The sequence below is a fragment of the Amycolatopsis sp. cmx-11-51 genome, assembly GCF_047608665.1.
Classification (GTDB): Bacteria; Actinomycetota; Actinomycetes; order Mycobacteriales; family Pseudonocardiaceae; genus Amycolatopsis.
Genome location: NZ_JADNQO010000006.1, coordinates 98,487 through 123,668, shown reverse-complemented (window position 1 = coordinate 123,668; position 25,182 = coordinate 98,487). Strand labels below are relative to the sequence as shown.

The following is a 25,182-nucleotide window of genomic DNA, read 5'->3' as shown; positions in this document are numbered from 1 at the left end:
TCGCGGTTGGCGCCTCGGGTGGCGTCGAGTCAGGTATCCCGGCAGAAAGTTCGAGTAACGATGCCCCGCCTGGTGCCGATGTGTACTCTGATGCGGGAGTGCTCCAGCGGGAGATACCTGTTGCACGTACCAGGGTGGGGTCTCCATGTCACCCGAGCACGGGAGAGGTATCTGGGTTGCAGCCAGGCAGTTTCATCATGCAACTGGGCAGATGGGACATCGGTCGTGTAAGTGCGGTCCAGACGAGTCGGGTCCGCATCGAATACTTCGAGTCGATTGCGGAACCAATCGTCGAAGCTGTCGATGCCCTCGTGCAGGACTGTCAACTCGTCACGCTCCCCGTGGGGGCGCGAGTTTTCTGGTGCGACCCCGACACGCACGACTGGACTGCGGGAAGAGTCACCGCCCGGCAGGGTGAATCGTATTTCGTCCGGTTCCCGAACAGCGGCGAAGACCGGCGAGTGAGCGGCTCGGATCTGAGGGTGCGCTGGAACCGCCCTGTTCGGGATCCGCTGCACGTGCTCACGGCTGGCGGGAGTGAGCCCTGGTTCTTTCGACAGGCTCGTATGCCGATGTTGAACGCGCTGGTCCGGCAGCGCGCCGCTTGTGCGAACGTTCCCGCGTTCTTGTCCTCTGCGGTCGAACTTTTCCCTCACCAGGTCCAAGCGAGTCTCACGGTCCTGTCGGACCCGGTTCAGCGTTACCTTTTGGCCGACGAAGTCGGACTGGGAAAGACTATTGAGGCCGGGTTCGTTATCCGTCAGACTCTCATCGACGACCCTTTGGCCAAGATCACGATCGTGGCGCCCGACGTGCTGCGCAGGCAGTGGATCCGCGAGTTGACGGGCAAATTCTTCACCGACGATTTCCCGCGAGCCGAAATCAGGGTCCTCGCCCACGAGAACCCGGCCGGCTGGACCAAGCACAAGAACAGCGACCTGCTCGTCGTGGACGAAGCGCACGCGCTGGTCCAAGGAGGCGACCCGAACTCGTCGCCATACCGCGAGCTGGCGCCGTTGGCCCACACTGCGGAACGACTTCTGCTCCTCTCAGCCACTCCCATCACGTCGAACCTCGTCACCCACCTCGGCCTGCTTCACCTCCTGGACCCCAACGTCTACCGATGGGAGGACCAGGCGGCGTTTGAGGTGCGCTACGTCCTGCGTGCCGAACTGGCGGATGTCGTCTACGCCATCGATGCCGACTGGCCACCTCTGCTCCCGATGAACATTGATCGGGTACGTGCGGTCCTTCCCGAGGACCAGCGGGTGGAGGAGTTGGGCGCTGCGGTGCTCGCCCTGCTTACGCCCGACGGCGACCTCGCCGATGTGGCCGACGAGGACGAATTGAGGTTGCGCGTCGACGAGTTGCGAGGACACATCAGCGAGACCTACCGGTTGCACCGCCGGACGATCCGCCATCGGCGTTCCCAAGTCTTAGCGGACCGGGCCGACTCCGACTTTGTGCCGTACGAGGTGCGAGGGCGGGAGTTCCCGAGGCGTTTGACGATCGAGTGCTCGGCCGACGAACGAATCCAGGAGATCCTCGAAGAATGGCGGACCGGCACACGCGGCACTCTGCTGGACATGGGGACCGAGGACAAGGAATCCGGCTACGCACAGGTCTACGGCATCCTCGTGTCGCGTTTGGGCGTCGGCGGGCGTGACCTCCTCGAGATTCTGCGCTTGCGGATCGAGCACGTCGAACCGTCGACCGACCTGGACCCGATGGATCGCGGACTCCTGACCGCCCCTGCGGTCCTGGCCCACGAGCACGATATCCTGCGCGCGGTCGAGGAGGTTGTGGCCGAGAGCGGCGCCGCCTCATTCGAGCCGGTGACCAAGGCCCTGCTGTCGGTGCTTCCACAGCACCGCAAGGTGATCGCGTTCTGCGGTTATGGCGCCCTCGCTGACGAGTTGGCCGCCCACCTGCGGGTGCGGTTCCCGAAGGCTCCACTGTTCCGGCACACGAGATCGATGGCGGCGGAGGACGCGGAGAAGTCAGTCACCGACTGGCGGGATGCGGCGAGCGGCGGCTTGCTGGTGTGCGACGACTCCGCTGAAGACGGTCTCAACCTCCAGGTCGCAGACGCGGCGATCCACCTGAGGCTGCCGCGGTCGCCCAACCGGCTTGAACAACGACTCGGGCGGGTGGACAGGTTCGTGGGGAGCGGCAGGAACACGCCACACGGCCCTGCCGTGCACTATGTTGTGCTGCCTTCGGATAGCGAATTGGCCGCAACGACCTCGTGGCTGGAATTGCTGTGCAGTGGCTACCGCATCTTCGACGCCTCGGTGTCGACGCTTCAGGACGCGATCTCCCAAGGGCTGGACTCCGTGTGGCGTCGAGCCCTCGACATCGGGCCGGACGGGCTGGTCGACTGCGCCGAAGAGGTCGAGCGGGCGTTGAAGGAAGCGTCGATCGAAATCGACAAGATGGACATGCTTGAGTCGATCCATCACAGCGTCACCTACTCAGACGACGTGGCAAACGCCATGAGCGAGTTAGAGACCGACTGGGACAAGATCCGAGAGGCGGTTCTCGGCTATACGTCGGACAAGAACGGTGGCATCAGCATCCGCAGACTGGAGCGATCCGTCGACGGCAGGCGTGTGGAGGTGTTCGACGTAGCCGGGTCGAAGCCCAGGATCGACCCGAGCATCCTGCGCGTCGCCCGATCCCGCTTCGGCGAGGACTCGGGAAAGGGCGTGTTCAACCGGTCTGTTGCCGTTCAGCCTCCCGGCAGGCGGATCTTCCGCATCGGCAACCCGGTCGTCGACCTCTTGGCGCATGTGATCGACAACGACGACCGGGGGCAGGCAACCTGCGTGGTCGGCATCGACCCACGGCATCAGGAAGAGGAACCGGGAATCTTTTTCGGGTTTGACTTCTTGGTCGAGGCGGACCTGCGGGCCGCGATCGCTTGCATACCCGATGCGCCCAGCGCGGTTCTTGCGCTGCGTCGACGCGCTGATCGGCTGTTCGCCCCTTTCACGATGCGGGTGTGGGTCGAGGCCGAGGAGGACTGCGCAGTGGCAGCCCCGGAGGTCACGAGGTGGCTTGAGCGACCGCTCGACCCTCGGCGTGATCACGACATCACCGGACGGAAGCTTGACGAGTTGATCGGCCGATTCGGCGGGTGGGCAGGCTTCCGTAAGACCGGCGTCGAGGCGGAGCATCTGGCACGTGTTCACCTGGCCGAGACAACGAAGCTCGCCGAACTGTCCACGGCGGCATTGGGGCGAGCGAAGGCAGGCTTGCGGGTGATGCAGGCGCAGGCCAAGGCTCGGGCCCTGGCGGGGCGACTGGTGAACGACGAGGAGACGATGGTTTTGGACAACGCCCTGACATCCGCTCTCGCGGATGGGATCAGTAACCCCAGCGCACGCGTGGTCGCGGCGATGTGCGTGGTCCGGACGGGGATCCCGGGGCAGGCTCGTGGGTTCTGATTCGTGGACGGGCGCTCAGCGGTTGTTCAACCAGTGGCCCACCATCCCGTCCGCAGACGGTGTGAGCGGACTCGAGCGGAGACTGGCCGACGCCGTACGTGAGTTGGGCACGCAACGCGCGTCCAAAGTGGACGTCGCGGTGCTTACCAGACAGGTCCTGTTGGAGTCGGCGGCCCGAGGTAACAACGCGGGTATGGTCGTCCCGCTCGATCCAGCGCTCCCAGGTGTGTCCGATTGGTTGAACGCCGAGTGCACCACGGTCGAGACACCCAGCGGATTGCGCGTGTGGGCGAACCCGTGGACTCCAGAGGCGGCAGGGTCGTCCTCGGCGTCGGCCGCAGCCGAAGAAGACCTGCTCAACGTCCACCTCGGCAGCGAGGCCCGCCAGCGGTTCACTCCAGCGGCTTTGCCGGCCGACCCGTTTATGACCAGTGCCTTCGGCCATCGGACCTACAAGTCCACCGGGCAACGGCAACTGGCTCGTGCGGTGGCGCTTGCCGAGCCGGGCAGCACGCTCGTCCTCAGCCTGCCCACGGGGCAGGGCAAGACCGCCGTCGCCTTGGCCGCAGGGTTGGTGTCCCCTGGGCAGTCGGGGTTGACGGTGGTCGTCGTACCAACTGTCGTGCTCGCGCTGGACATGGAGCGGCGGACCAGGGAGGTGATGCGGTACCACGACATCGGCGCGCCGGACGACCGTTTCGCGTACGTGGGCGGGCTTGATAAGAGCGGCAAGCGACGGATCCGGGAAGCGATCAAGTCTGGTCGGCAGCGTGTGCTGTTCACCTCGCCGGAGGCCCTGGTCACCGGTCTCGCGAAGGCGTTGAGGGACGCCGCAGTTGCTGGGCACTTCCGCCACTTCGTGATCGACGAGGCCCACTTGGTGGAGCAGTGGGGTATCCGGTTCCGCCAGTCGTTCCAGACGATGGCCAGGCACCGTGATCAGTGGATCGCCTCGGCCCCGGAGGGCAGGGCTCCGGTGACGGTCGCGATGAGCGCGACCTTCACACGTGACCAGATCTCCAGCCTAAAGTTCATGTTCGGCGATCCCGAGCGCACGCGGGTCGTCTCTGCGGCGCAGTTGCGACACGAACCGAGCTACTACGTGGCACACCACGCGACTGCGGCGGACCGCGTTTGCGCGGTTCTGCGCGCAGTACACCTCCTGCCCAGGCCGATGGTGCTTTACGTGAGCACTCGCCACGATGCGGGGTGGTGGCGGGAACGGCTACACCAGGCAGGTCTGCGCCGAGTCGCTGCGGTCACGGGCGAGTCCACGGACATCGAGCGAAAGAACGCGATGGCGGGGTGGAGCGGTCGGGACGCGGATGGAGAGGTTCCGACCGCCTACGACGTCGTGGTCGGGACTTCGGCCTTCGGTCTCGGAGTGGACGTGGGAGACGTCCGGACGATCGTGCACGCTTGTGTGCCGGAGTCCGTGGACCGCTTCTACCAGGAGGTGGGGCGTGGTGGCCGCGACGGGTTCCCGTCCCTGTCGGTCTTGTCGAGCATCGACGAAGACTTCGAAGTTGCCGTGAGCCTCGCCGACGAGCGCCTCATCAGCGCCGCCCTGGCGTTCGAGCGATGGCACGCGATGTTCGTCAAGGCCGAGCGACTGGACAGGGAGGTGTACCGCGTCGACCTCGACCGCTACCGGACGGACCTGTCTAGGACCTCGAAGTCGAACCGGGGGTGGAACCTGCACATCCTCGGTCTGATGCACCGTGCCCGACTGATCGACCTGTCGTTGTCGGTGCCACCCAAGGTCGCCGGAGCCGATGTCTGGGACGCCGAACTCGGCACTCCCGACCAGCCCACGGAGCGGTTTGTCCAAGTCACCCTGCTGGACGGCGCGGCGAATCGGGAGGTCGAGTTCTTAGAGCGGATCAGACGCGTTCGCGGGGAGATCAAGCGCGCCCGCCGCCTGGCGGTCGACAGCATGCGGGACCTGCTCAGCGGACGGCACTGTGTGGGACGGGTGCTGGCCGGCTACTACAGCACCGATGACGTCGCGATCGGTGTGACCTGTCGGGGGTGCCCCCGGTGCCGTCGGGAGGAGAAACGGCCAGAGGAAGCCTTCTACCGACTGGCGGCCGAACCATCCCCTTTCCTCCCGGCGCCGACTCGCCAAATCGACTTCGACCCGCTCGTCCGCTTCCGGGGCCGGATGAACTGCCTCAGCATCACCTGGGACGGTTATGCGGACTTCCGGCGTTCGATGCCCAGTCTGCTCAATGCGCTGGTACGACGAGGGATGCCCGTCGTGGGCGGGCCCGGTGCGACTCCCGAGTTAATGGCAGCGCTGCAGCAGGACGTGGGCCAGGTCCCCTTGATCCACGACCAGGACGACGACCTTTTGAGGTCCTATGCGGGACCAATGGTGTGGGTCGGCACGCCCGACACTTGTTGTCTGCCAACGGATTTGGCGGAGAGGATCCGGTCTGCGGACGTCGTCTACGTACTCCATCCGGCCGCTACTGCGCACCCGGAGAAGGTGTCGGAAGCGTTTGCCACCATCCATCGACCGACCATGTCCGTGCGCGCAGCGTTGGAGTTCCTCTGATGGCCTTTCTGAACGTCGACCGTGCACTGCCCCCTCAACTCTGGGCACTGGTCCGGCTGTTGAGTGCGCGGCAGCCCTTGACCGACAGTCAGGCGAAGGCGCTCATGAGCCCGGACTCGTTGAGTGTGGGGATGAAGTCAGACCCCCCGTTCCAGATCACGGTTCGCACTTTGCTGGAATTGGACTTGGTAGCCCGGAACGCGAGCGGAAAACTGTCGTTGCGGTACCCGATGCCAAGCCTGGCGAGCTTCCAACATGGTCTCCGCGAGGCCCTCTTCTCGCCGGCGCGAAACACCGACCTGGAGTCCGACCCCATCACCGGCAACAGGGACATCACCATTGTCCTCTCCTACTTCCTGTCCTTCGACCCGCTGAACTCCCCGGTCACCGAGGCGCAGGTGGACGAGAAGAGCATGGAGAACTTCTCGGTGGAGGCGAAGAACCCGAAACCTAGCAACGTTCGTTGGCCCAGGTTCGCCCACTGGGTGCCGATGCTTGGCCTCGGCGCTGCACCACTGATGCCACCAGCCGACTCAAACGTGCTCACCCCAGACTGCACAAAGGCAGTCCGACAAGTGCTGGCCTCGTTCCAATTGGCAGGGAAGACGATTCCCGCTGTGGACCTGGTGCGGAAGATCCGGGAGGCCATCCCTGTGCTGCCGGGGGCCGCCTACTCTATCCGACTGGGTATCCCCTCTCCCGGCGAGCAGGTTGTCGACCCCGCTCTCTCCTTCGCGCTCCTTCGTGGCAACTATGAAGGATGGTTGCGGCTTGAGCGGTTCGCGGACAGCGCGAGTTCAATGATCATCGCTGATCGAGACCAACCCAACCGCCGGGTGTCGGACATCGTTGTCTCGGAGGGGATCCATGGCTGAGCAGTTCATCCTGCACACCTGCTGGCACGCCGAGGAGGCGGGCCAGACGATCAATACAGAGGCAGTCAGCCCCTCCCGCGCCATCTTCCTGGCTACGCATGCTCCGTTCAGGCTCCGACGCAGCCGATTGACGGGGGGAACGCGCGAAGACGCGAAGAACCTGGAGCGCGCGGCGGACCTCGTGGATGAGGAGGCGGTGTTGTCCGACTTCCTGACGCGGAAGTCGGACACCGGTGCTCTGCTGATGCCCATCGTGGGCGAGTCTGGGACGGGCAAGTCCCACCTCGTCCGGTGGGTTCGTGAGCGGGTCGCAGACACGCCCAGGCGTAAGGTCATCTACCTGGAGAAGGGGAAGACCAGCCTTAAGGCCGTCATCGCGGAACTCCTCGCCGACCTCGAATCAGACAACGCGGCCGAACTCCGCCGCACCATCGACCAACTGTCGTCGAGCGTCGAGCCGGAAGCCCTGGCGCGACGCCTGATCAACAGCATTGAGGAAGAGTTGTCGAACACCACTCAGGACGGTGTGTCCGGGCCGGCACGCGTCCTGCGTGGTCCCCGCGGGGTTGCGGTAATGCTGCAAGACCCGCATGTCCGTGAGCACATGCTGGAATCGACGCGGTTCATCCCGCAACTGGCGCACCAACTCCTCCACGACCGTCGCGACGGCGAGCAGCAACGCCCTGAGCGGTTCACCACCGAGGACCTTCCGCTGGAGTTCGGCGACATCCGCAAGGTCGCGCAGATGACGGCAGGTCTCCTGAAGATGCTCGGCACCAACCCGACGATGAAGATCGCGGCTGTCGACCTTCTGAACGAGTGTCTGGAGGCTGCGGTTAAGCGGGCCTTCAACATGGGGTCGGGCAGCATGATGTCAGCGATGGAGGAGGTGCGCCGGGAGTATGTCCGGCAAGGCCGCGAGATCATCCTCCTGGTAGAGGACTTCGCGCTCATCCAAGGCATGCAACGGGAACTGCTGGACGTCATGATCGAACCCGCGCGGCGGGAGGGCGTCGAGGTGCTGGCCCGTATCCGGACCATGCTCGCGGTGACGACCGGCTACTTCCAATCGCTGCCGGAGACAGTGCTGACCCGTTTGCACGCCACGGTGGGGTACGTCTACGACCTCGACGCTCCGTTGAACGCCGCCGGGCGAGGGGAGGACTACATGGCCTCCTTCGTAGCCCGGTATCTCAACGCCGCCAGAATCGGGGGCGAAGCGCTCGACGCGGTGTCGGACGGAGCCGAGGTACCCAACCACTGCGCGTCCTGCCACTTCCAGACCGAGTGCCACGCAGCATTCGGTGCGTCCAACGAGGGCTACGGCCTCTACCCCTTCAACCGATCCGCCCTGAGCAGAGCCGTGCACTCCACCGCCCCCGCGGAGGCGCCGCACCAGTTCGTGCCCCGCGCGGTTCTGGGTTCTGTGGTGCACAAGGTCCTCGTCGAGGACGCCAAACCTATTCGGGACGGGGCCTTCCCGCACCAGGGCTTCATCGAGAGGTTCCGTCGGGCGAAGATCGACGACCCGCTCGACAGCGCCACGCTAGACATGGTGGAGTCCGCATATCCGACCGAAGTCGACCGGTATCGTGCGTTCCTGGAGTTCTGGGGCAACGCCGAGTCGCCGTTCGAAGGGGAAGCGGCGGTGCGACTCGCGTTCGGGTTGGCGCCGCCGAAGACTTCAGGTGGCCCTCGCCCTCGGACTCCGCACAGGCCGAAGCCCCCGGTGGAGCGGGATAAGGCTCCCGAGGCAGTCGGTTCTCCGCTGTCGCAGTCCCTCCGGAGTTGGCTCCGAGAGATCGAGGACTGGGCGACGAAGGACACAGATGCGATGCCCAACGTTGCCCGCGAACTCAGGGGAATCGCCGCCGACGCGGTCACCCAGCGGTACGGCTGGGCCGATCCGTTGATGAACAGCATGACCAAGGATGCGCTCAAGTCGATCTGGAGCAGCACCTCTGGGGTAGTGCACATCCGCGGGGCGCGAGGCGGGCTGAAGGTCGACCCCGAGTCGGTTCCGATTCAGTTCGCGAAGACCGGGCAGAACGCACAGTTCTTCAAGTCGGTGCTGCTGCTGAGCCAGGGACACCCGCCCATGGCGATGGACAGCGTGTACCGGTTGGCTGAGTTGGCCGAGTTGAAGACCGCAGACTTCACCGCAGCCGTCCTGGCGAATCAAGAGATCACCGACCCGGAGTTGGTACTCGGCCTGAGGGTGTCGTTGATCGGTGCCGCCTTGGCTGGCCGGGCGTGGCCGGGTATGCCTGAGGCGGAAATGGTCGACGCGGTCCTGCACGACGGCAAAGGTTGGGCGCGTGAGGACTTCAGTACCCGGGTACCGCTGTGGAGCGCGACACTGACGGAGCACCTAACCAAGCGCGAGGAACTCGTCAACCGGATCAGGAACGCCGTTGGCATCTCGCAGGGTGAGCGCGGCAAGGTGCGCCTGATCGACGCCGCGCACCTGCTCCCACTGCTCCAACAGGCGGCTCAGGACTGGACGTGGCAGGTCGGTGACCGTTCGGTGCCGGCCTGGGTCACTACCGCGGCCAAGGGGTTCACCTTGCTGCCCAGCATGGTCAACGAGCAGTTGGACGCACTGCGGGACCTGCTGGCCGCGCTGCGGCGCAGAGTCGCCCGAGGGACATTGGCCAAGGTCGTGCCGGCCGTCCTGGACGCCATGGAGGACGCCAAGCAGCACGGATTGCGCCTGACCTCTGCTCAGATCGAGAACTTGAGAACGCTCGCGACCGATGCCCAGGACGCGGACTGGCGCGTCATCACCGAACTCGAGGACGACCTCGCTCGGTTCGCGGACACCACTGGTGGAGATAGTGACCGGACCAGGTCGGAGATAACCGTCGCAGTCAAAGGGCGTGGTCCGGCGTTGCCCGCCATTCGCGCCTTCCTGGAAGTGAGCAACGCTTGGTTGGACGAGGCGTTGGAGTCAGCCAAGAGCCGAACTGGTGGGCACGAGGCGGAAACCTCGGACAACCTCAGTTCGCTGGTTCGTGAGTGGGCCGAGATAGTGTGCAGCGAGGAGCCGACCGATGGTTGAGACGACCGTCTTCGAGAAGGTCGAGCAGTTGCGGAGCGAGGCGCGTCGTCTGGAGACCGCCGAGCAGGGCGCCGACGAGGCACGGCGGATCGGTAACCGGGTGACGAAGCTGAAAGTCTCGCTCGGGGAGTTGCGCACCCAGGTCGAACTCGCCCGCAAGGTCAACGAGACCATCGGGTCCACTAGGATAGACCTGTCCACTGTGGACGACGGTTATCGAGACTTCGAGGCCAAGGTGCGAAGTGTGACCAACCCCGGCGACGCGGTATTCGACCGGGCCAACCGGCGTATCGCCGTGGTGTGCAAGCGACTGGATGAGGAGACCCGTTCGGCGTGGTCCACCTGGGCCTCGGCCCGCATCTCGGAGCTGCCTCTGACTCGCATCCCCATGCTTCCGCTAGGAGACCAGCGTGAGGCTCGTCGGAAACAAGGCGAGTTGGAGCGGTGGTCCCGCGCGAACGAGATATCCAGATCCACCATCAGCCTTTTCCTGACTTCGATCGGTGGGTTGGGGGACATGCTCGTGGGCGTCCCCGACGCGCCCCTCGAGGTTGCGGACTTGATGGTGAGGCTGTCCGGTGATCGGCCGCCCACGTTGGCGGAGATCACCGACGAGGAGATCTCGTTGCTGCGGTCACTGCACCTCGACGACCAGATTGCGCTGAAGAGGATCAGTACGTGAGTGAACTAGAGCCAAGGTTCGTCAACGACCTCCTCTCAGCCTTGGAAGACCAAGAACTACCCCTCTTGTCCTGGGGGGTGACCACCGGGGTGCTTTCCTGGGACGAGGTCACCACGACGATCGAGCGCGTACTCGCCGAACACCAGGACGCGCCTCGCGGCGTGACCATCGAAGCACTTGTCGACTACCTGGTCAGCAAGGCGTTGCTGGTCCCCGTGTCGAGCACGGCACCGAGCTACGACACTGCGGAAACGCATGCGTACCGAACGCGGATGGCTGAGGCGCTGCGGTTGACCGTGAACCTGCGGCAACTCTTTGCGCCACGTTGGGGTGTTACGCAGCAGACGGGTTGGTGGCTGAGCGGGCCGCGACTGGTGGCCGACTACCGGCTGCACGTCCAACCGCGCCGCTATCCGAAGCGCGACATCACGCTGGACCTGGCGTGCGCCGAGTTGGCGACGCTGTCGGGGTGGGGCGCTTCCCAGGAGCGGGTCATGAGGACCCTCGTGGGAAGGAACGACCTGGCCGCGTTCCAGGTCGATGCGACGCAGCGCATCTTCTCAGCGATAGGTGCAGACCGGAGTCGAGGGATCATCGTGGGAGCGGGCACCGGTAGCGGGAAAACCATGGCCTTCTACCTTCCGGCTTTCGCTTCGATGGTGGGAGTCGCCCGGAGGGGCGTCCACACGTTGGCGATCTACCCGCGCGTGGAGTTGCTGCGCGACCAACTGGTTGAGACAGTCCGCACCGCGAAACGGCTTCACGACGCGGCGGCCACCTCACAGCGCATCCGGATCGGTGTCCTATATGGGGACACGCCCAAACACAACAAGGAGTCTCGGTCCTTCGAGAATCCACGATCCGCTTGGAAGCGGCGCAACAGCGGGTTCGTGTGCCCGTATTTCAGTTGCCCGGCGTGCGACACCGGCGAGTTGATCTGGCCGGAGACCGACCGTATCGGCGGTGTCGAGCGGTTGAAATGCGGAAACTGCCCGTACGTGATCGATCCGCCGAGCCTGGCGCTGACCAGGGAGAGTATCAGGGCGAAACCTCCGGAAATCCTGTTCAGCACCACGGAGATGCTGAACAGGGGCGCGACGAACAACCTCTCGGGCCTGTTGGGTTGGCAGGGCGGAGCGCCACCCTCCGTCGTCCTGCTGGACGAGGTACACACCTACGTCGGGATGCACGGTGCACAGGTCGCACTCCTCTTGCGACGTTGGCGTAACGCAACGAGGAAACCCGTCACATTCGTCGGCCTGTCCGCGACACTGCGAGACAGCGAGCGGTTCTTCGCCGCGCTGACCGGTCTTCCATCGAGCGCTGTCGACCGAGTCGAGCCGAGGCAAGACGATATGCTCGACGAGGGCCGTGAGTACTGCATCGCGCTCCGCGGCGACCCCGTGTCCCAGGCAAGCCTGCTGTCGACCTCGATCCAGACCGCGATGCTGTTCGGCAGGATCCTGGACAAGAAGCAACACATGTTCGGCACGACCGGGTTCGCCTTCACCGACGATTTGGACGTGACCAACCGCTTCTACGACGCCTTCCGTGACGCGGAGGCCGGGCAAAACCGGGCGATGCGGAGTGGAGGCCAGCCGGTTCTGGCTGCCTTGCGAGCATCGTCGGGAAACTTTGAAGCAGATCGCGAGCGCGATGGCCAGGTGTGGCGCGTGGCAGAGAAGATCGGGCACACGCTTTCCTCCGACTTGAGGCAGGAGTACCTGCGGATCGGCAGGACCTCGTCACAGGATGCGGGGATGGACCGAGACGCGGACTTCACGGTCGCCTCTCCGTCGCTGGAAGTGGGGGTCAACGATTCGAGGGTCGGGCTCGTGCTACAACACAAGGCGCCGCGCAACCCTGCAGCCTTCATCCAGCGGCGAGGACGGGCGGGTCGCCTTCGGGACACTCGACCGATCACAGTGGTGACGCTCTCGGAGTACGGACGCGACCGCCTGGCGTATCAGGCTTACGAATCGCTGTTCACACCAGTCCTGACGGCCCCCACCCTGCCGGTGGGCAACAGGTTCATCCAGAAGATCCAAGCGACGCAGGCCATGCTCGACTGGCTGGGTGCTCGAATGCGGGAGCGAAACTGCTACCTCGATCCTCGCATTGTGCTGGCACGCCCGTGGGGTGGGCAGCAGCCGGACGATTCTGCCTGCGAGACCGCTGCCCAGATCCTGCGTGAGGTATCGGAAAACTCGGCGATCCAGGACCGCCTCGCGAAGCACATCCAGCGTGCGTTGCAGATCGACTCGGATGATGTCCAAGCGATCTTGTGGGACCCGCCGAGGTCGTTGCTGCTGTCCGTGGTCCCGACAGCACTGAGGCGGTTGAGCACGCGGTGGGTCTCGGCCCGAGAAGACCCCGGCGCCGGACAGGGAAAACTGCTACCGGAGTTCCTGACCACGTCGCTGTTCGCACCGCTGAACCTCCCCGAGGTCGAGTTGGAGTTGCCGTTCGGCAATCAGGACGGCTCGGAGGCGCTCGGTGTCGCACAGGCACTTCGCGAGGCCGTACCGGGCAGGGTGAGTAAACGGTACGCGTACCGCCGCGACGACGATCGAACCTGGATCGCACCTCCCACCGGTTCCGACGAACTCGACCTGCGGACGATCGTCAGGGCAGGGGCGACTGTGGAAGGTGCGTGGGAGGGACCTGACGGCCTGCAGTACCAGGTGGTCCGTCCGACCAGGATCCGCTTGACGGAGCCGGACCCCGACGTCCACACGAGGTCTCAAGGCGTTCCTCGGTGGGTCAGCCAGGTGGTGGTCTACGACAGCACACCACCCAACGCGGCTGATGTCCCGGACCCGTCACTGTGGAGCACCCGGCTGGTCGAGGTCGGGTTCTGCTCCCACCGGAGCGGAAATCCGGTCGAGGTCCGGCGAATGACGATCGGGGCGGATAGCGTCATCGGACGCGTTAACCAACGCGTCGATCAGCGGCGGACGATCACCTACCGCCTCGACGGCGAACCGGCGGCCCTGGGCTTCCACCTGGATGTGGACGGGATCAAGTTCGTCCTCAAACGCCCAGAACTCGACAACCCTAGGTTCAGGGCCTACCTCACATCACCTCAATGGCGATCGTTGGCCTTCCTCGACGCGGTACGCACCGATCCTGCTCTCGGCGACGCGGCGAATAAGTTCCAGCGCGAGTGGCTGGCCCAGATCTACCTCACAGCCTTCGCCCTCGCGGGGGCGAACGGGAGTCCGGGCTCGGAGGTACACGCGAAGCTCGCTGGCGGGGCTTGGCGTGATCATCTCCAGGAAATCCTCACCGTCATGTACCGGAGCACTGAGGCACCGGGTTCCGGCGTGCCGACGACCGAACGACTCGTCCATGACCTCTCGGCACTGGCCGCGCGGGGCGATGTCATCGACTCCCTCAACCGCGCAGGCCGGCTCTTGGTGGATCCGGACGTCGTGGACCGGACAGCACCGTTGGCGGCGCGGGTGTACACGCACACGGTCGCCGCAGCGATCCTCGCGGCCTCAATCCGTGTCTGCCCACACGCGCAGGACAAGGACCTCACGGTCGATGTCTTCGAAGGACGGCAGGAAGACCACGACGTGGTGTGGCTGACCGAGACGTCGATCGGCGGCGTCGGTGTGGTCGAGTACCTGATCCAGAACTACGCGCAGGACCCCAGGGCGTTCTGGACGCTCGTCGACTCCATCCTGGCGCCGGGAGAACACGAGCACGTGGATGCCGCGATGCTCGGTCTGTTGAAGGAGTTGACGACGAATCCTTCCGGGGCGGCAGCGACCGCGATGGCGGAGTTGCGGCGCGCCCGGTCCACACACGCTGCCGGGGCCGGGCTTCAGGAGTTGCGTGAGGCGTGGACGGCCTTGAGTGGGTCACCTCGGCACGCTGCGGTCGCCGCTCTGTCGACCCGCCTGCTGCGCCCAGGTTCGGACACGACCTCGGACCGCACGGCGTTGCGCCTGGTGGAAGATTGGATCAAGTTGGAGCAGCGACTCGGGGTGGAAGTCGACGCGCGGGTGGTCGCCTACGTGGCCAGTCGCGGATCCTTCGCCACCGACGAACGCGAACTGACTGCCGACCAGGCCTTCAGCATGTTGTGGCCACGCGGCCACCAGGCTCGGAACCAGCACTTGCAGTACTACCAGGGGTACGGCCAGGTAGCTGCCGTCGACCGTGCACTGGTCACCGCTGCACACGCGGAGCAGGTGTTCGAGATCGACCTTGAGGACTCGGATTGGATCGCGCGGTACCAAGGGGCACTCGCCGAGCAAGGGCAACTCGACCTGGTGAGTCGCAGTCGCGGAAACCAGGCAGTGGCCGCTGCATTGGCGCTGCTCCCGGTTCTGCCCGCCGACCGGGGCGCGCTTCGCGTCTACGGCCAGGTCCGGAACATCATCAGGCATTCCGACCGCACCACCGTGCGCGTGGAGATCAGGGAAGCGGTGCAATGACCACAGCCGCGCGTACGATCCGCATCAGCGAGCAGACGCGCATCAGGGTTGCGCCTGTCCTGCGTGCTGTGCTGTTGTCCGAGATGCTCGCCCCCAGCCCGCTGATTTGGTTGGTTTCGCCATGGATCACCGATGTCGACGTGATCGACAACTCCGCAGGCGAGTTCGATGCTGTCTTCGGAGACGACTCGGTGACCGTGTGCCGGTTGTCCGACGCACTGGCCAGGATCAACGCGGCAGGAGCCCGCATCCACGTCGTGACCCGCCCCGATGCCCACAACGAACCCTTCCTGTACCGGTTGAAGGCCGTGGCACCTCGTGGGCGACTAAAGGTCATACAGGCACCCGAGGTCCACGAGAAGACTCTCTGCGGGCAGGAGTGGCTGCTCACGGGATCCATGAACTTCACGATCCGCGGTATGACGGTGAACGACGAGGCGGTCACCTACAGCCAGGGCGGGCCTGAGCCCGGTCAGGCACGTATCGACCTGGAACGGCGTTGGGAAAGTACGACGTGACCGAGATCGAGGCTGCTGCACCACGAACGCCGGAATCCACCCGGCTGCTGCTGGAAGCATTCTTCGCTGCACCTGTCAACGATGCATGGCCGGACATGGCGGATGACTACGAATGGGCGGACCGTACCAGGCCGTTCGTCGACATCGCTTTGGATCGGCCGGACATCCCGCTGGTGTTGCCCTCGTTGAAGAAGTCGGTGGACCGCTTCGTCATCTACGTGGTATTGGACAAGCGCGAGGATGTCGTCCCCACCGCAGAACTCATCAAGGCGTTCGCAGGGCCCAGCCACCTCGTCGACGCGTTGATGGAACGCCCCGTTCGGCTTGACCCAAGGGCGGAAGTCGAGCGGATTCTGCTCGAGTCCGCGGGTTTCGTAGCCGTGTTCCGCCTCGATGCGGGGGCGGTGCCGAAGCGACGTGGGAGGTTGACCGACGCGATGCGTCTGATGCAGCAGGTGCTTGCGAGGCGGCCGACTCGGTCGTGGCATGTCGTGAAACCCACGGGCAGGCTCTTGGCGGAGTTCGACGCGGCGCTGGCCGCTGGCGGTGAGGCGAGTTCAGCGGCGATCCTCGACCAACTGCGGGACACCGGCGGCTTGGATGCGAGCAACCTGGCCTACTTGACGATCAAACGGCTCAACCGGCTCGGCAAGGACACCGAGATCCAGGCGCTGCCTCGCCTGGCCGACGTCATCCGGCAGGAGCCTCCCGCACCGGTGCGGGAGGCCCTCCTGGAATCCCTGTACTTCAGCGCGGTCGAGGACCACCTCGCGGCCGGTGACCTGGACGCCGCGATCCAGGTCTTGCGTGACACTGGAACTCACCTGGAAGAATTGTTGAACGGGCCGCTTAGGATCCGTTCGACCAGCGCGTTGACCATCGCGGTGATCGCGGGAATCATCCGCGATGATCACAATCTGCTCAAGCACGCAAAGGACGTGTTGCGAAGCCTGGAGCTGTTCGAGGAGCTTCCCGAGGCGGTGCGCACAGAACTACTGAGCAGGCTCGGCGACGACTCTCTTGACGCGGTGATCGCTCCTGAAGCACAACCCGTGATTTCGTCCTGGGGCGTGTTGGTGGCAGCGATGTCTGACAACTCCCCGGCCGTGCGCAACGTGCTCAGGGAGTCTGGTTGGCAGGATTGGCCGTCGCCCGCACAGGACGACGAAGAGATTGCCGGCCTGTTGGACGGACTAGGGGACGAAGCCGCTGAGCAGGCTTGGAGCATAGTGGGTGCCTTCCTGGAAGCCATCGGGTACGACGATCCGGCAGGCCGCAGTGCGGAGGCGTTCATCCTCAACGCCCTCACCCACAGCCGATTCAAGCCCGGCGACCTGTTGGTGATTCAGGCGCTGCTCGGTGTCACACTGCGCGGTGCACCGAACGCCGACCATTACGGGCGCTTGCTCCGGGAACTCGGCTCGGAGTCCGACCGCTGGGTTGCGCCGGAGCGGGCGTCAGCCGTACTGGACGTCGTCGACTCACTGTTGTTATCGGCATGCCCGGATGAAGCCGCGCGGCAACAACTGGGCTACCGACTGCTGACGCCACTCTCCCGGCATGCGGAGCGACTGGACTCGGCGGACCTTGCATTCGCCCGTGTGCTCGATGGGGAACTCGGGCTGGGGTTGCCTTGGAAGACCGAACAAGGCGACGAACTGGCGGAGTCGGAGGCGTGGCAGTCCGAGAACGTAGGTGTCCTCCTCTACTCCCTCGACGAGAAGGTCCTAAGGCGGGTGACCGAGCAACTCCGCTCCATCGCACCGAATGTCCGTGTCACGATCTCGTCTGACCACGCTGGCAACCCTCGTCTGCGCCAGTGGGTGCAGAGCGCTGATCTGGTCGTGCTGATCACTCGATGCGCGAAGCACGCTGCGACCGGATTCATCGCCGCCCACATCAGCGGCGAGAAGATCGCCTACGTGGACGGAAGCGGGTCCGCCTCTCTGCTCCGCACAACGGTGGCAGAACTGAGGAGGCGGTACGGATAGTCGGAGGCGTCACCACCACTGGGCTCTCACCAGACGGTGGAAGATCCACGACGGGTGGCCGCAACGCCAGGCCGGGGCAAGTGTCAGCCCCTGGTGGGTCGGCTTCGACAGCGAAGACGGTGAACCGGCCGACCCACCAGGGGCCGCAGACCGCGGCTCGAAAGGGCCTGCGGGAGCAGCGGCTCTACGCGAGGCGTAGTTGACGGGCACCACGCCGTTTGCCGGAAGCGCGAGCCCGGTACTCATCCAGCAGATGGTTGGTGAGCAACTGGATATCCTTGGGGGTGTTCTGTAGATCATTCCATTTGCGCTGGGTGCCATCGGCCATCTCCCACACGCCTGCGGTCCAGTGGCACACCTCGTCCAGTCGGGAGAGTTCGGCCACGAAACCTTCCAGGTCGAGTTCACCTTGTTCGACGAGGACGTCTGCGATTGCATCCATGACGAAACTCGTGCTGATCATTCCGACGCCGTGCGTAAGCCGTGATTTACGTGGCGGTAGAGCCCAAGCGTCCGCGAACACCGTGCTCACTGCAGTCCAGAAGGTCTTGACGAGTACGAGCATGTTCTCGGTCTGGCCGCCACCAGTGTTGGCGTCGCGGTAGCGGTGCAGTGCGCCGTCGGTCAGGCTGTTCTCCAGCATCCGCAGCACCGAGTTGTCCTTGATGACCCCCTCGGGCAGCGTCGGCGTTTGAATCCGATGGCGCATCGGTGAATCCGCGTCGTGGTTAAGACGCTCCAGCAGCATTGCCGGGTAGCGGCGCACTTGCAGCTGCGGAGGGAGCTGCCCTGTCGCGGTTGGCAACAGTTCGTGGATCAAGCCCTTGGGCAGCGGCTTGGTGTTGTTGACAAGAATGAACTGTGAGCGCTGCTGGGACTGATCGTCTGTGATGAATGCCGTCACGCACACCGGGAAATGCTGCACCTGGGCGTCACGAATTGCCGACGAGCGCTGTTGGCCGTCCACGATCCAGCCAGGCTTGTCGGCGTCCTCCCATGAGTCGTCGACGGGGATCACCAACGTGCCGGGCCGGGAGTATGCCTTGGGCGAGCGCCGTTCGGCGGACTCGAACGTGACCCGTTTGTCGAAGGCGACGACGAGAGCGTTGGGCAGCATCGCGTCTGGAGACTCGATGTACCGACGGATGGCATTGATGTGAGCCAGTGCCGCCGGGCGCTGGTAACCCTGCAACTGGGCATCGTCATCGCGGCGGAGCCTGGAGACGGTGGCCACGCGCGGGAGTTGCTTGCCGTCGATGGCGAACGTGTACAGAATGCGATTGGGGCCCTGCCGGACCTCCAGCGCGGGGATCCGGATCTCGGCGGTGGCGCCGTTGGATTTGCGCTGCCGGCTGGTCGTGCGGGTCACGCTGTGCTCCCTGTTAGTTCGCGGTCGAGTTGGTGTGCGAGGACGGACAGATTATGGAAGCCGCGGCCCTTGTTGCGCTCGGAGCCTCGGAAGATCACGACTTCGATGCCGATTCGGTCGCAGATCCCGCAGATGCACCGCTCCCAGGGCCGTGCTTCCAGGGTCTGACGGTAGGCATCGCTGCGGTCTTTGCCAGGGTCGTGCAGATCCTCGTATGCGCGTAGTCCCGCGATGACGGCGTCTACCGTAGCTTCTCGCCCGGCGTAGGCGCGTAGCAGACGCATGCAGTCCCGTTCACAGACGATCGCCGCATCCTGCGAGATACGTCCCGCCCGGATAGCCCTTCGTAGTTTCGGGTTACCGTCTACTTGAGGAACCCGGATAGCCATATAGGTTCGTTCAAGCGTGTGATAGTTGTTCCGCTCATCCTTGTACGCCTGCTGAAACGCTGACGTACTATCGAAGCTCGTAACCCCGTGCGCGGCGAACCCGGCGGCATTCTCACATCGGCTGATGCCCAACAGGTGCAGTTGCGTCGCGCTGTCCCGCACGTCAGCGATGGCCGCCAGACAGGTCATGATGTCCTGCGTCTTCAACGGCACCATCCCGCCCAAGGCGATACGGCTGTAGCCCATCTTCTGCAAGCTGGCCACCGAGTGGGCGTAGGAGCCAGGACTCCATCCCTGGGCCACGCCGATTGGCTCGAAGGACGCTTCTCGCTGGGCTTTCGCCAGGAACTCGGCGGCGAGTTCCAGAGTGATCTCCTGACGTCGACGCCAATCCTCCAGACCGTCGGCGTCGGCGCCGTCGTCGGTGGCAGGGTTGTATCCGAAGATCACGTGGTCGACCGAGATCCCTTGGTCGAAACCGCACCCCTCGTAGAAGTCGATGACCTCGTCCGGGCTGTACGGCGGGACGTCCTCTTTGATGTAGTTGAACGCGCCGCAATCGCCCATGATGTCCAGTGCCTGGCCAGCGTGATCGAGCCGGAAGAACTTGCGGGCGCCCTGCCGGTAGAGCCGGTGGCGTTGGGCGACGGTGTACTTCCCTGTGCCGCTGGCGGTGCCGTCCACAATGGCCTTCGACACCAGCAGCCCGTGAAACGCGGGCTCGCTTAGCGCTTCGTGGGCGTACAGGTCGTCGCGCTGGCGGATGCGGAAGATTCCTTTCTCCTCGGCGACGAAGTCGAACTCACGGTCGATCTGATCCTGGGAGTCCGGAAAAAAGAACTTCATGGCCGCGGCGTCCTGCTCTGCGCGTAGGTTCGGATGAGAAAACTGGACAGCTGCTGGGTGTGGCGCGACAGATTCTGGATGTCGTTCCACTTCATGCCGAGTTCAGGCCAGACGCCTGACGTCCAGTGGCAGTGCGGGGCGACGCGTGCCAGTTCCGCCCGCACCGCAGCGGGTGCGGCAGCGGCACTGGGATCGATGGTGGTGAGAATGCGGTCCATCAAGCGCCCCATCGCCTGGATACCAGCACCGTGCATGAGGCGGCTCTTGGCCGCTGGCTTCCCCCAAGCATCGGGGAAGGTGTCGCGCACCGCCGACCAGTAGACGATCAGCGCCGTCCAGAGTCCGTCAGTGTCGATCTCACCACTGGTCAGATTCCTATACACGAAGAGGCATCCCGTGGACAGGCTCTCCTCCAGCATCTTGATGATGCTGGTGTCGGTGACCACCGCACTACGAGAGGCATTGGTGTCCGAGGAGGCGCGGCGGATCTGCCCGTGAAACGGGGATTCCTTGTCCTGGTTGAGCAGGTTGCACAGCTCCGACGGGAGTTTCTTGATCGACAGTCGGGGAGGCAGCCGGGTGTCGACCTCAGGCAGGAGTTCGGTGACCAGGCCACGGGGCAGCGGCTTGGTGTTGTTGATGCGGAAGAACTGGTCGCGTTGAAGGCTCACGGAGTCTGCGATGAACGCGGTGATGGGAACCGGGAAGTCCTTGTTGGTGGTCTGTGTCAGAGCGAGAGCACGCTGCTGGCCGTCGACGATCCACGCAGGCTTGGGCCGATCGCCTGTTGGCAACGGGATCTCGATATCGCCGCCGCGAGCAAGTCCGTCAGTGGTGTTGGGTCCTCGACTAGACGTGAATCGTGCGGCCGAGGACAGGGCGAGGATGATCGGGTTCGGGAACAGCGCGTTCGGTCCGTTGAGGTAGTCCACGATTTCGTTGACGTGGCTGCGTACCTCCGGGCGCTGATAGCCGATGAGCTTGCCGGCCTCGTCTCGGCTCACCCTGGAGATGTCTGCGATTTGCAGGATCTCGCTGGCCTTAAGCGTGAACATGTACAGCGTGAGGTCTGGGACCTGGTCGATTCGCAGCGCCCGTCGCTTGAGGACGACAGATGTCGGCGGCATTACCGGCTCCTCACGGTGGCTGCGAACAGTTGGGCGAACCGCCTCTGCTCGCAGGCCAGTCCGGAGCTGCGCAGTTGCCGGAGCATCGCGGTATGGGTGCTGTGTTCGGTGACACGCTCCAGAATGAAGGCGCGGATCTGCTCGTCAGTCATTGGCGTTCGCTGGAACACCGGGCGTTGCCCGGCTTGCAGGCGCAGCTGTGAGAGACCATCCGCGAACGCCTGCCTGTTCGGTGGTGTGTTCGGCGCCGTCTGTAGCAATCGGGCCGCTAGGCGCACGTTGAGCGCGCCCAGGGTGCCTCCGACAACGGTCTGCAGGTGACCGTCCGCGGGCAGCACAAACTCCCGCAACTCCCGTGGCGCAGAGCCGCCAACGGAGATGATCGTCAGCTGCTCGGACTGCCCTAGGTGTTCCGCCAGGGCGGCGAGATCACGGGCACATGCGCGCAGGTACATCGCCGACAACACGACAAGCAGGTGTGCGCCGGGTGCTTGAGCCGCGAGGCTCGCCAACGAGCGCGGAGAGCCAGCGACTGGGCCCTGCCAATTGCTCTGGTGGTCCCACCACCGCTGGACGCTCTCGGCCGTGCCCCCAACTGAGTCGGGGTGGCCGAACGTGAAGGTGGCCGCGTAGGGGCGCAGCGGTGCCGTGATAGGCACGAGGCCGTACCCAGCGGAACACACCCACGTGGCGGCCGTGCGGCCGCCTGCGGCGGCATGTTGGCCAAGAGTGCGCGCGACTTGCCAGTGCTCACCACCGTAAAGCTGGTCAGCCGACACTTCCTCTGCCTGGCTTGTGCTGAGTTGGCGGATCCAGGTATCGAATCTGGCGCCTAGTTGCTTGTGTCGGATGCCTTGCAGGCGCAGGTTCTGGGGCACGGGATGACGCTTGCGGTTAGCGCAGGTAACAACAACGTGCAGTTCATGCTCCATTGCCGTTGCCTGGCTCACCGCTTCTCCCATCCAGCGTGGCCGAGGGTGCTCGCTCGAGGCCACGTGATTGACGCGAACGCGGCGTGGTCGTGGATGCTCTCATCGTTGGACGCGTGAACATGGAACGCCGCGACACGCGGGTCGTCGCGCAACTGAGTGGCCACATTGCGGGCCATGTCCTCGACAAACACCGGGTTGTCGTACGCCTGCATGGTGACGTGCCGCTCATCGGGCCGCTTCAGCAGTGGGTAAACCGGTGCCGATGCCGAGTTCTCGGCGATGTCGACGAGGTCCTCGATCCACAAAGGACTGACGTCGTCAGCCTGTTGGACACGGATCGTGATATGACCGCGCTGGTTGTGCGCGCCGTAGTCACTGATGGCTTTGCTGCAGGGGCATACACTCGTCACAGGTACCTGGACCTCAAGAGCCAGCAGCGTCGACGTACCGTCCGCAGCGGCCGACCACACAGCGTCATACCCCATCAGCGATCGAGCTTGGCTGACTGGGGCAAACCGCTCCCGGAAGTAGGTCGCGCGGATCTGCAGGCGCGCCTGCTCGGCGCCGAGACGCTGACAAACGGCGTCGAGGACCATCGGCATGGTAGCGATGCTGATGTCAGTGGCGTGCTCGTGCAAGATCTCCACGAACCGGCTCATGTGAGTGCCCTTGACCTCCGCTGGCACGGCCACCGACATCGTGACCTGCCCGACGGACTCTTGCTTGGCTCCATCGCGATCCGCGAGCGTGACGGGATAGCGCAAGCCGGCTACCCCCGCCTCGTCGAGCGCGATACCACGGGTGTCCGGTCGCCCCTGCACGTCTTCCAGGGTCACTGGTCCTCCCCGCGGTAGATACAGCCGGAGGTACACGTCTCACGTACCTGCACGGCCGACAGCGGCAACTGCCCCGCCAGGCGATCCCAGATCCACCGCGCCAGCACCTCGCTGGTCGGGTTCTCCAAGCCCGGTACCTCGTTGAGGTACCGGTGGTCGAGTTGCTCGTGCAGCGGCTGGAACGCCGCACGCAGGTCACCAAAGTCCATCACCCAGCCGGTGTCCGGCCCCACCTCGCCCTGTACGTGCACCTCGACACGATAGGAGTGCCCGTGCAGTCGAGCGCACTTGTGGCCCTCAGAGACATGCGGCAGCCGGTGCGCGGCCTCGAAGGTGAACTCGCGGAAGATTTCCATCATTGGATCCCGAGGTACTTGTGGGTTTGCAGGCTCAGGCTCCACTGCGGGTTCGCCAGGCAGTACTCAACGGCCAGTTTCGTGTTGAGAGCGCGATCCGGGCCATCCATCGGTTGCAGCAGCAATTGTCGAAAGTTCAGATGCTCGAACAGTTCCGGCTCCCCACCTTCTTGCGGGAACACCAGTTTAAGTTCATCGCCTGCGGTGAGGACCAGGTCGGCGCCGGCCTTCGGGCTGACGCAGATCCAGTCCAACCCTGCGGGAGCCGACTGTGTGCCGTTGGTCTCCACAGCGATCTCGAACCCCGCCGCATGGAGTGCGTCGACAAGAGGCTCGTCCAACTGCAGTAGCGGTTCGCCGCCGGTGCACACCACAAACGGCTGTGCACGCTCATGCGCGTTCCCCTGCCACATCGCGGACACGTGGGTCGCGAGGTCGGTTGGCGTGGCGAAGGTGCCACCGCCGGGGCCGTCGGTGCCAACGAAGTCGGTGTCGCAGAACTTGCAGATGGCCCGAGCCCGCCCGGACTCACGACCGTTCCACAGGTTGCACGCTGCGAATCGGCAGAACACCGCTGGCCGGCCAGCGTGGGTGCCCTCGCCTTGGAGGGTGTAGAAGGTCTCTTTGACCTGGTAGGCCATCAGGCGACCACAGACGGCGCGGATAGGGCGGGGTCGGTGAGGCCCAACTCGGCAAACCCCCGTCCCCTGAGGAGGCAAGAGTCGCACGTACCGCACGCCTGGCCCTGCGGGCTCGGGTCGTAGCAGCTGTGCGTCAGGGAGTAGTCGACACCCAACTCCAGGCCACGGGCGATGGTCTGCGCCTTGCTCAGTTCGATCAACGGGGTGTGGATGCGCAGGTTCTGACGGCCTTCCACGCCAGCCTTGGTGGCGAGATTGGCCATCCGTTCGTACGCCTCAATGTACTCCGGGCGGCAGTCCGGGTAGCCGCTGTAGTCCACCGCGCTGACACCGATGAACACATCGCTGGCATCCAGGGTTTCCGCCCAGGCGAGGGCGAACGACAGGAAGACAGTGTTCCTGGCTGGCACGTAGGTGATGGGGATCTCGCTGGTCTCCAGGTCATCCGCGCTGTCGTGATGAGGAACATCAATGTCGGCGGTCAGCGCCGAGCCACCGAACACCCGCAGGTCGATCTCCGCGACCACGTGCCCGGCCGCTCCGAGCGCGGTAGCGACCTTCTTCGCGGCGTCGAGCTCCACATCGTGACGCTGGCCGTATCGGAAACTCAGTGCATACGGCTCGTATCCCTCAGCTCGGGCCATCGCCAGAACCGTCGCGGAGTCCAACCCGCCGCTGAGGAGGACTACCGCCTTGCGGCCGTTGCTCTCCATGCCACCTCCAAAGTCTATCTGTCAGCTGGCGAGTCGGCCAGCCTGACGGAAACTTCAAGATCATTTTTGCTAGATCAACCGCAGTTTAGCTGTACGGTCGGGCGTCAAAACTACACCAGTGTCATTCCATCAGATCCGACCAACACGCAACAAGCCGGGGTGATCTTGGGGTACGCGTCTGTCGGCCGCGTCGAGCCGCATCGGATCCGTCCGAGTTCTGGGACCGCGACGACTCTGACCGACCTCGACGTACTCATACTCCATATCCTGCGGCGGCGTGGTCTGTTTCTGCGGCGCAAGTGGCAGAGCCAGTGGGCGTTCTCTGGAAGTCGACACGCGCCAGCCGTCGTTGGTCGTCACGGCTCTCACGACATACCGGGTGCAACCTC

Annotated in this window: 16 protein-coding genes; 8 read left to right on the top strand and 8 right to left on the bottom strand. The window is 64.6% G+C overall.

What is annotated here, in order from left to right:
• Window positions 1–197: 197 nt before the first annotated feature.
• Genes dpdE through dpdD form a run of 8 tightly spaced genes read left to right on the top strand, consistent with a single transcriptional unit; the run spans window position 198 to window position 17,584 of the window.
• A complete protein-coding gene (gene dpdE / locus ACM6LU_RS22305) occupies window positions 198–3,449 on the top strand; it encodes a protein DpdE (RefSeq protein ID WP_414939674.1) in 3,252 nt (1,083 codons plus the stop codon).
• Window positions 3,364–6,009, top strand: coding sequence for a protein DpdF (gene dpdF / locus ACM6LU_RS22300; RefSeq protein ID WP_414939673.1), 2,646 nt, complete (start codon window positions 3,364–3,366; stop codon window positions 6,007–6,009). Before dpdE ends, dpdF begins: the two co-directional genes overlap by 86 nt.
• The gene (gene dpdG / locus ACM6LU_RS22295; RefSeq protein WP_414939672.1) at window positions 6,009–6,884 is read left to right on the top strand and encodes a protein DpdG; all 876 of its coding nucleotides are present in this window, start codon (window positions 6,009–6,011) and stop codon (window positions 6,882–6,884) included. The genes dpdF and dpdG overlap by 1 nt, the downstream gene beginning before the upstream one ends.
• Window positions 6,877–9,945 (top strand): protein DpdH, encoded by a 3,069-nt coding sequence (gene dpdH / locus ACM6LU_RS22290; RefSeq protein ID WP_414939671.1) that lies wholly within the window; start codon window positions 6,877–6,879, stop codon window positions 9,943–9,945. Before dpdG ends, dpdH begins: the two co-directional genes overlap by 8 nt.
• On the top strand, window positions 9,938–10,627 hold the full coding sequence (locus tag ACM6LU_RS22285; RefSeq protein ID WP_414939670.1) for a hypothetical protein: 690 nt from the start codon (window positions 9,938–9,940) through the stop codon (window positions 10,625–10,627). Before dpdH ends, ACM6LU_RS22285 begins: the two co-directional genes overlap by 8 nt.
• The gene (gene dpdJ / locus ACM6LU_RS22280) at window positions 10,624–15,075 is read left to right on the top strand and encodes a protein DpdJ (protein WP_414939669.1); all 4,452 of its coding nucleotides are present in this window, start codon (window positions 10,624–10,626) and stop codon (window positions 15,073–15,075) included. Before ACM6LU_RS22285 ends, dpdJ begins: the two co-directional genes overlap by 4 nt.
• Complete coding sequence (dpdK, locus tag ACM6LU_RS22275) at window positions 15,072–15,593, top strand: phospholipase D-like domain-containing protein DpdK (RefSeq protein WP_414939668.1); 522 nt, start codon at window positions 15,072–15,074, stop codon at window positions 15,591–15,593. Before dpdJ ends, dpdK begins: the two co-directional genes overlap by 4 nt.
• Window positions 15,590–17,584 (top strand): protein DpdD, encoded by a 1,995-nt coding sequence (dpdD, locus tag ACM6LU_RS22270; RefSeq protein WP_414939667.1) that lies wholly within the window; start codon window positions 15,590–15,592, stop codon window positions 17,582–17,584. Before dpdK ends, dpdD begins: the two co-directional genes overlap by 4 nt.
• A 184-nt stretch (window positions 17,585–17,768) precedes the next feature.
• On the opposite strand, the gene dbpB (ACM6LU_RS22265) is transcribed toward dpdD, so the two are convergent.
• Genes dbpB (ACM6LU_RS22265) through queC form a run of 8 tightly spaced genes read right to left on the bottom strand, consistent with a single transcriptional unit; the run spans window position 17,769 to window position 24,793 of the window.
• A complete protein-coding gene (gene dbpB / locus ACM6LU_RS22265) occupies window positions 17,769–18,953 on the bottom strand; it encodes a DGQHR domain-containing protein DpdB (protein ID WP_414939666.1) in 1,185 nt (394 codons plus the stop codon).
• On the bottom strand, window positions 18,950–20,188 hold the full coding sequence (gene dpdA, locus ACM6LU_RS22260) for a tRNA-guanine transglycosylase DpdA (RefSeq protein ID WP_414939665.1): 1,239 nt from the start codon (window positions 20,186–20,188) through the stop codon (window positions 18,950–18,952). The genes dbpB (ACM6LU_RS22265) and dpdA overlap by 4 nt, the downstream gene beginning before the upstream one ends.
• Window positions 20,185–21,315, bottom strand: coding sequence for a DGQHR domain-containing protein DpdB (gene dbpB / locus ACM6LU_RS22255; RefSeq protein WP_414939664.1), 1,131 nt, complete (start codon window positions 21,313–21,315; stop codon window positions 20,185–20,187). Before dbpB (ACM6LU_RS22255) ends, dpdA begins: the two co-directional genes overlap by 4 nt.
• Window positions 21,315–22,265 carry a hypothetical protein gene (locus ACM6LU_RS22250; protein WP_414939663.1) on the bottom strand — a complete coding sequence of 317 codons (951 nt, stop codon included), beginning with the start codon at window positions 22,263–22,265 and terminating at the stop codon, window positions 21,315–21,317. The genes dbpB (ACM6LU_RS22255) and ACM6LU_RS22250 overlap by 1 nt, the downstream gene beginning before the upstream one ends.
• The gene (folE2, locus tag ACM6LU_RS22245) at window positions 22,262–23,083 is read right to left on the bottom strand and encodes a GTP cyclohydrolase FolE2 (protein WP_414939662.1); all 822 of its coding nucleotides are present in this window, start codon (window positions 23,081–23,083) and stop codon (window positions 22,262–22,264) included. The genes ACM6LU_RS22250 and folE2 overlap by 4 nt, the downstream gene beginning before the upstream one ends.
• The gene (gene queD, locus ACM6LU_RS22240) at window positions 23,080–23,439 is read right to left on the bottom strand and encodes a 6-carboxytetrahydropterin synthase QueD (RefSeq protein WP_414939661.1); all 360 of its coding nucleotides are present in this window, start codon (window positions 23,437–23,439) and stop codon (window positions 23,080–23,082) included. The genes folE2 and queD overlap by 4 nt, the downstream gene beginning before the upstream one ends.
• Window positions 23,439–24,080, bottom strand: coding sequence for a 7-carboxy-7-deazaguanine synthase (gene queE, locus ACM6LU_RS22235; protein WP_414939660.1), 642 nt, complete (start codon window positions 24,078–24,080; stop codon window positions 23,439–23,441). The genes queD and queE overlap by 1 nt, the downstream gene beginning before the upstream one ends.
• Window positions 24,080–24,793, bottom strand: coding sequence for a 7-cyano-7-deazaguanine synthase QueC (gene queC, locus ACM6LU_RS22230; RefSeq protein WP_414939659.1), 714 nt, complete (start codon window positions 24,791–24,793; stop codon window positions 24,080–24,082). Before queC ends, queE begins: the two co-directional genes overlap by 1 nt.
• Window positions 24,794–25,182: the final 389 nt, after the last annotated feature.

What these genes read in the sequence shown, in the direction of transcription:
- dbpB (WP_414939664.1), bottom strand. Translation starts at nt 21,315, where the DNA reads ATGCCGCCGACATCTGTCGTCCTCAAGCGACGGGCGCTGCGAATCGAC.
- dpdG (WP_414939672.1), top strand. Translation starts at nt 6,009, where the DNA reads ATGGCCTTTCTGAACGTCGACCGTGCACTGCCCCCTCAACTCTGGGCA.
- queC (WP_414939659.1), bottom strand. Translation starts at nt 24,793, where the DNA reads ATGGAGAGCAACGGCCGCAAGGCGGTAGTCCTCCTCAGCGGCGGGTTG.
- dpdA (WP_414939665.1), bottom strand. Translation starts at nt 20,188, where the DNA reads ATGAAGTTCTTTTTTCCGGACTCCCAGGATCAGATCGACCGTGAGTTC.
- dpdF (WP_414939673.1), top strand. Translation starts at nt 3,364, where the DNA reads ATGGGATCAGTAACCCCAGCGCACGCGTGGTCGCGGCGATGTGCGTGG.
- ACM6LU_RS22285 (WP_414939670.1), top strand. Translation starts at nt 9,938, where the DNA reads ATGGTTGAGACGACCGTCTTCGAGAAGGTCGAGCAGTTGCGGAGCGAG.
- dpdE (WP_414939674.1), top strand. Translation starts at nt 198, where the DNA reads ATGCAACTGGGCAGATGGGACATCGGTCGTGTAAGTGCGGTCCAGACG.
- queE (WP_414939660.1), bottom strand. Translation starts at nt 24,080, where the DNA reads ATGGCCTACCAGGTCAAAGAGACCTTCTACACCCTCCAAGGCGAGGGC.
- dpdH (WP_414939671.1), top strand. Translation starts at nt 6,877, where the DNA reads ATGGCTGAGCAGTTCATCCTGCACACCTGCTGGCACGCCGAGGAGGCG.
- dpdK (WP_414939668.1), top strand. Translation starts at nt 15,072, where the DNA reads ATGACCACAGCCGCGCGTACGATCCGCATCAGCGAGCAGACGCGCATC.
- queD (WP_414939661.1), bottom strand. Translation starts at nt 23,439, where the DNA reads ATGGAAATCTTCCGCGAGTTCACCTTCGAGGCCGCGCACCGGCTGCCG.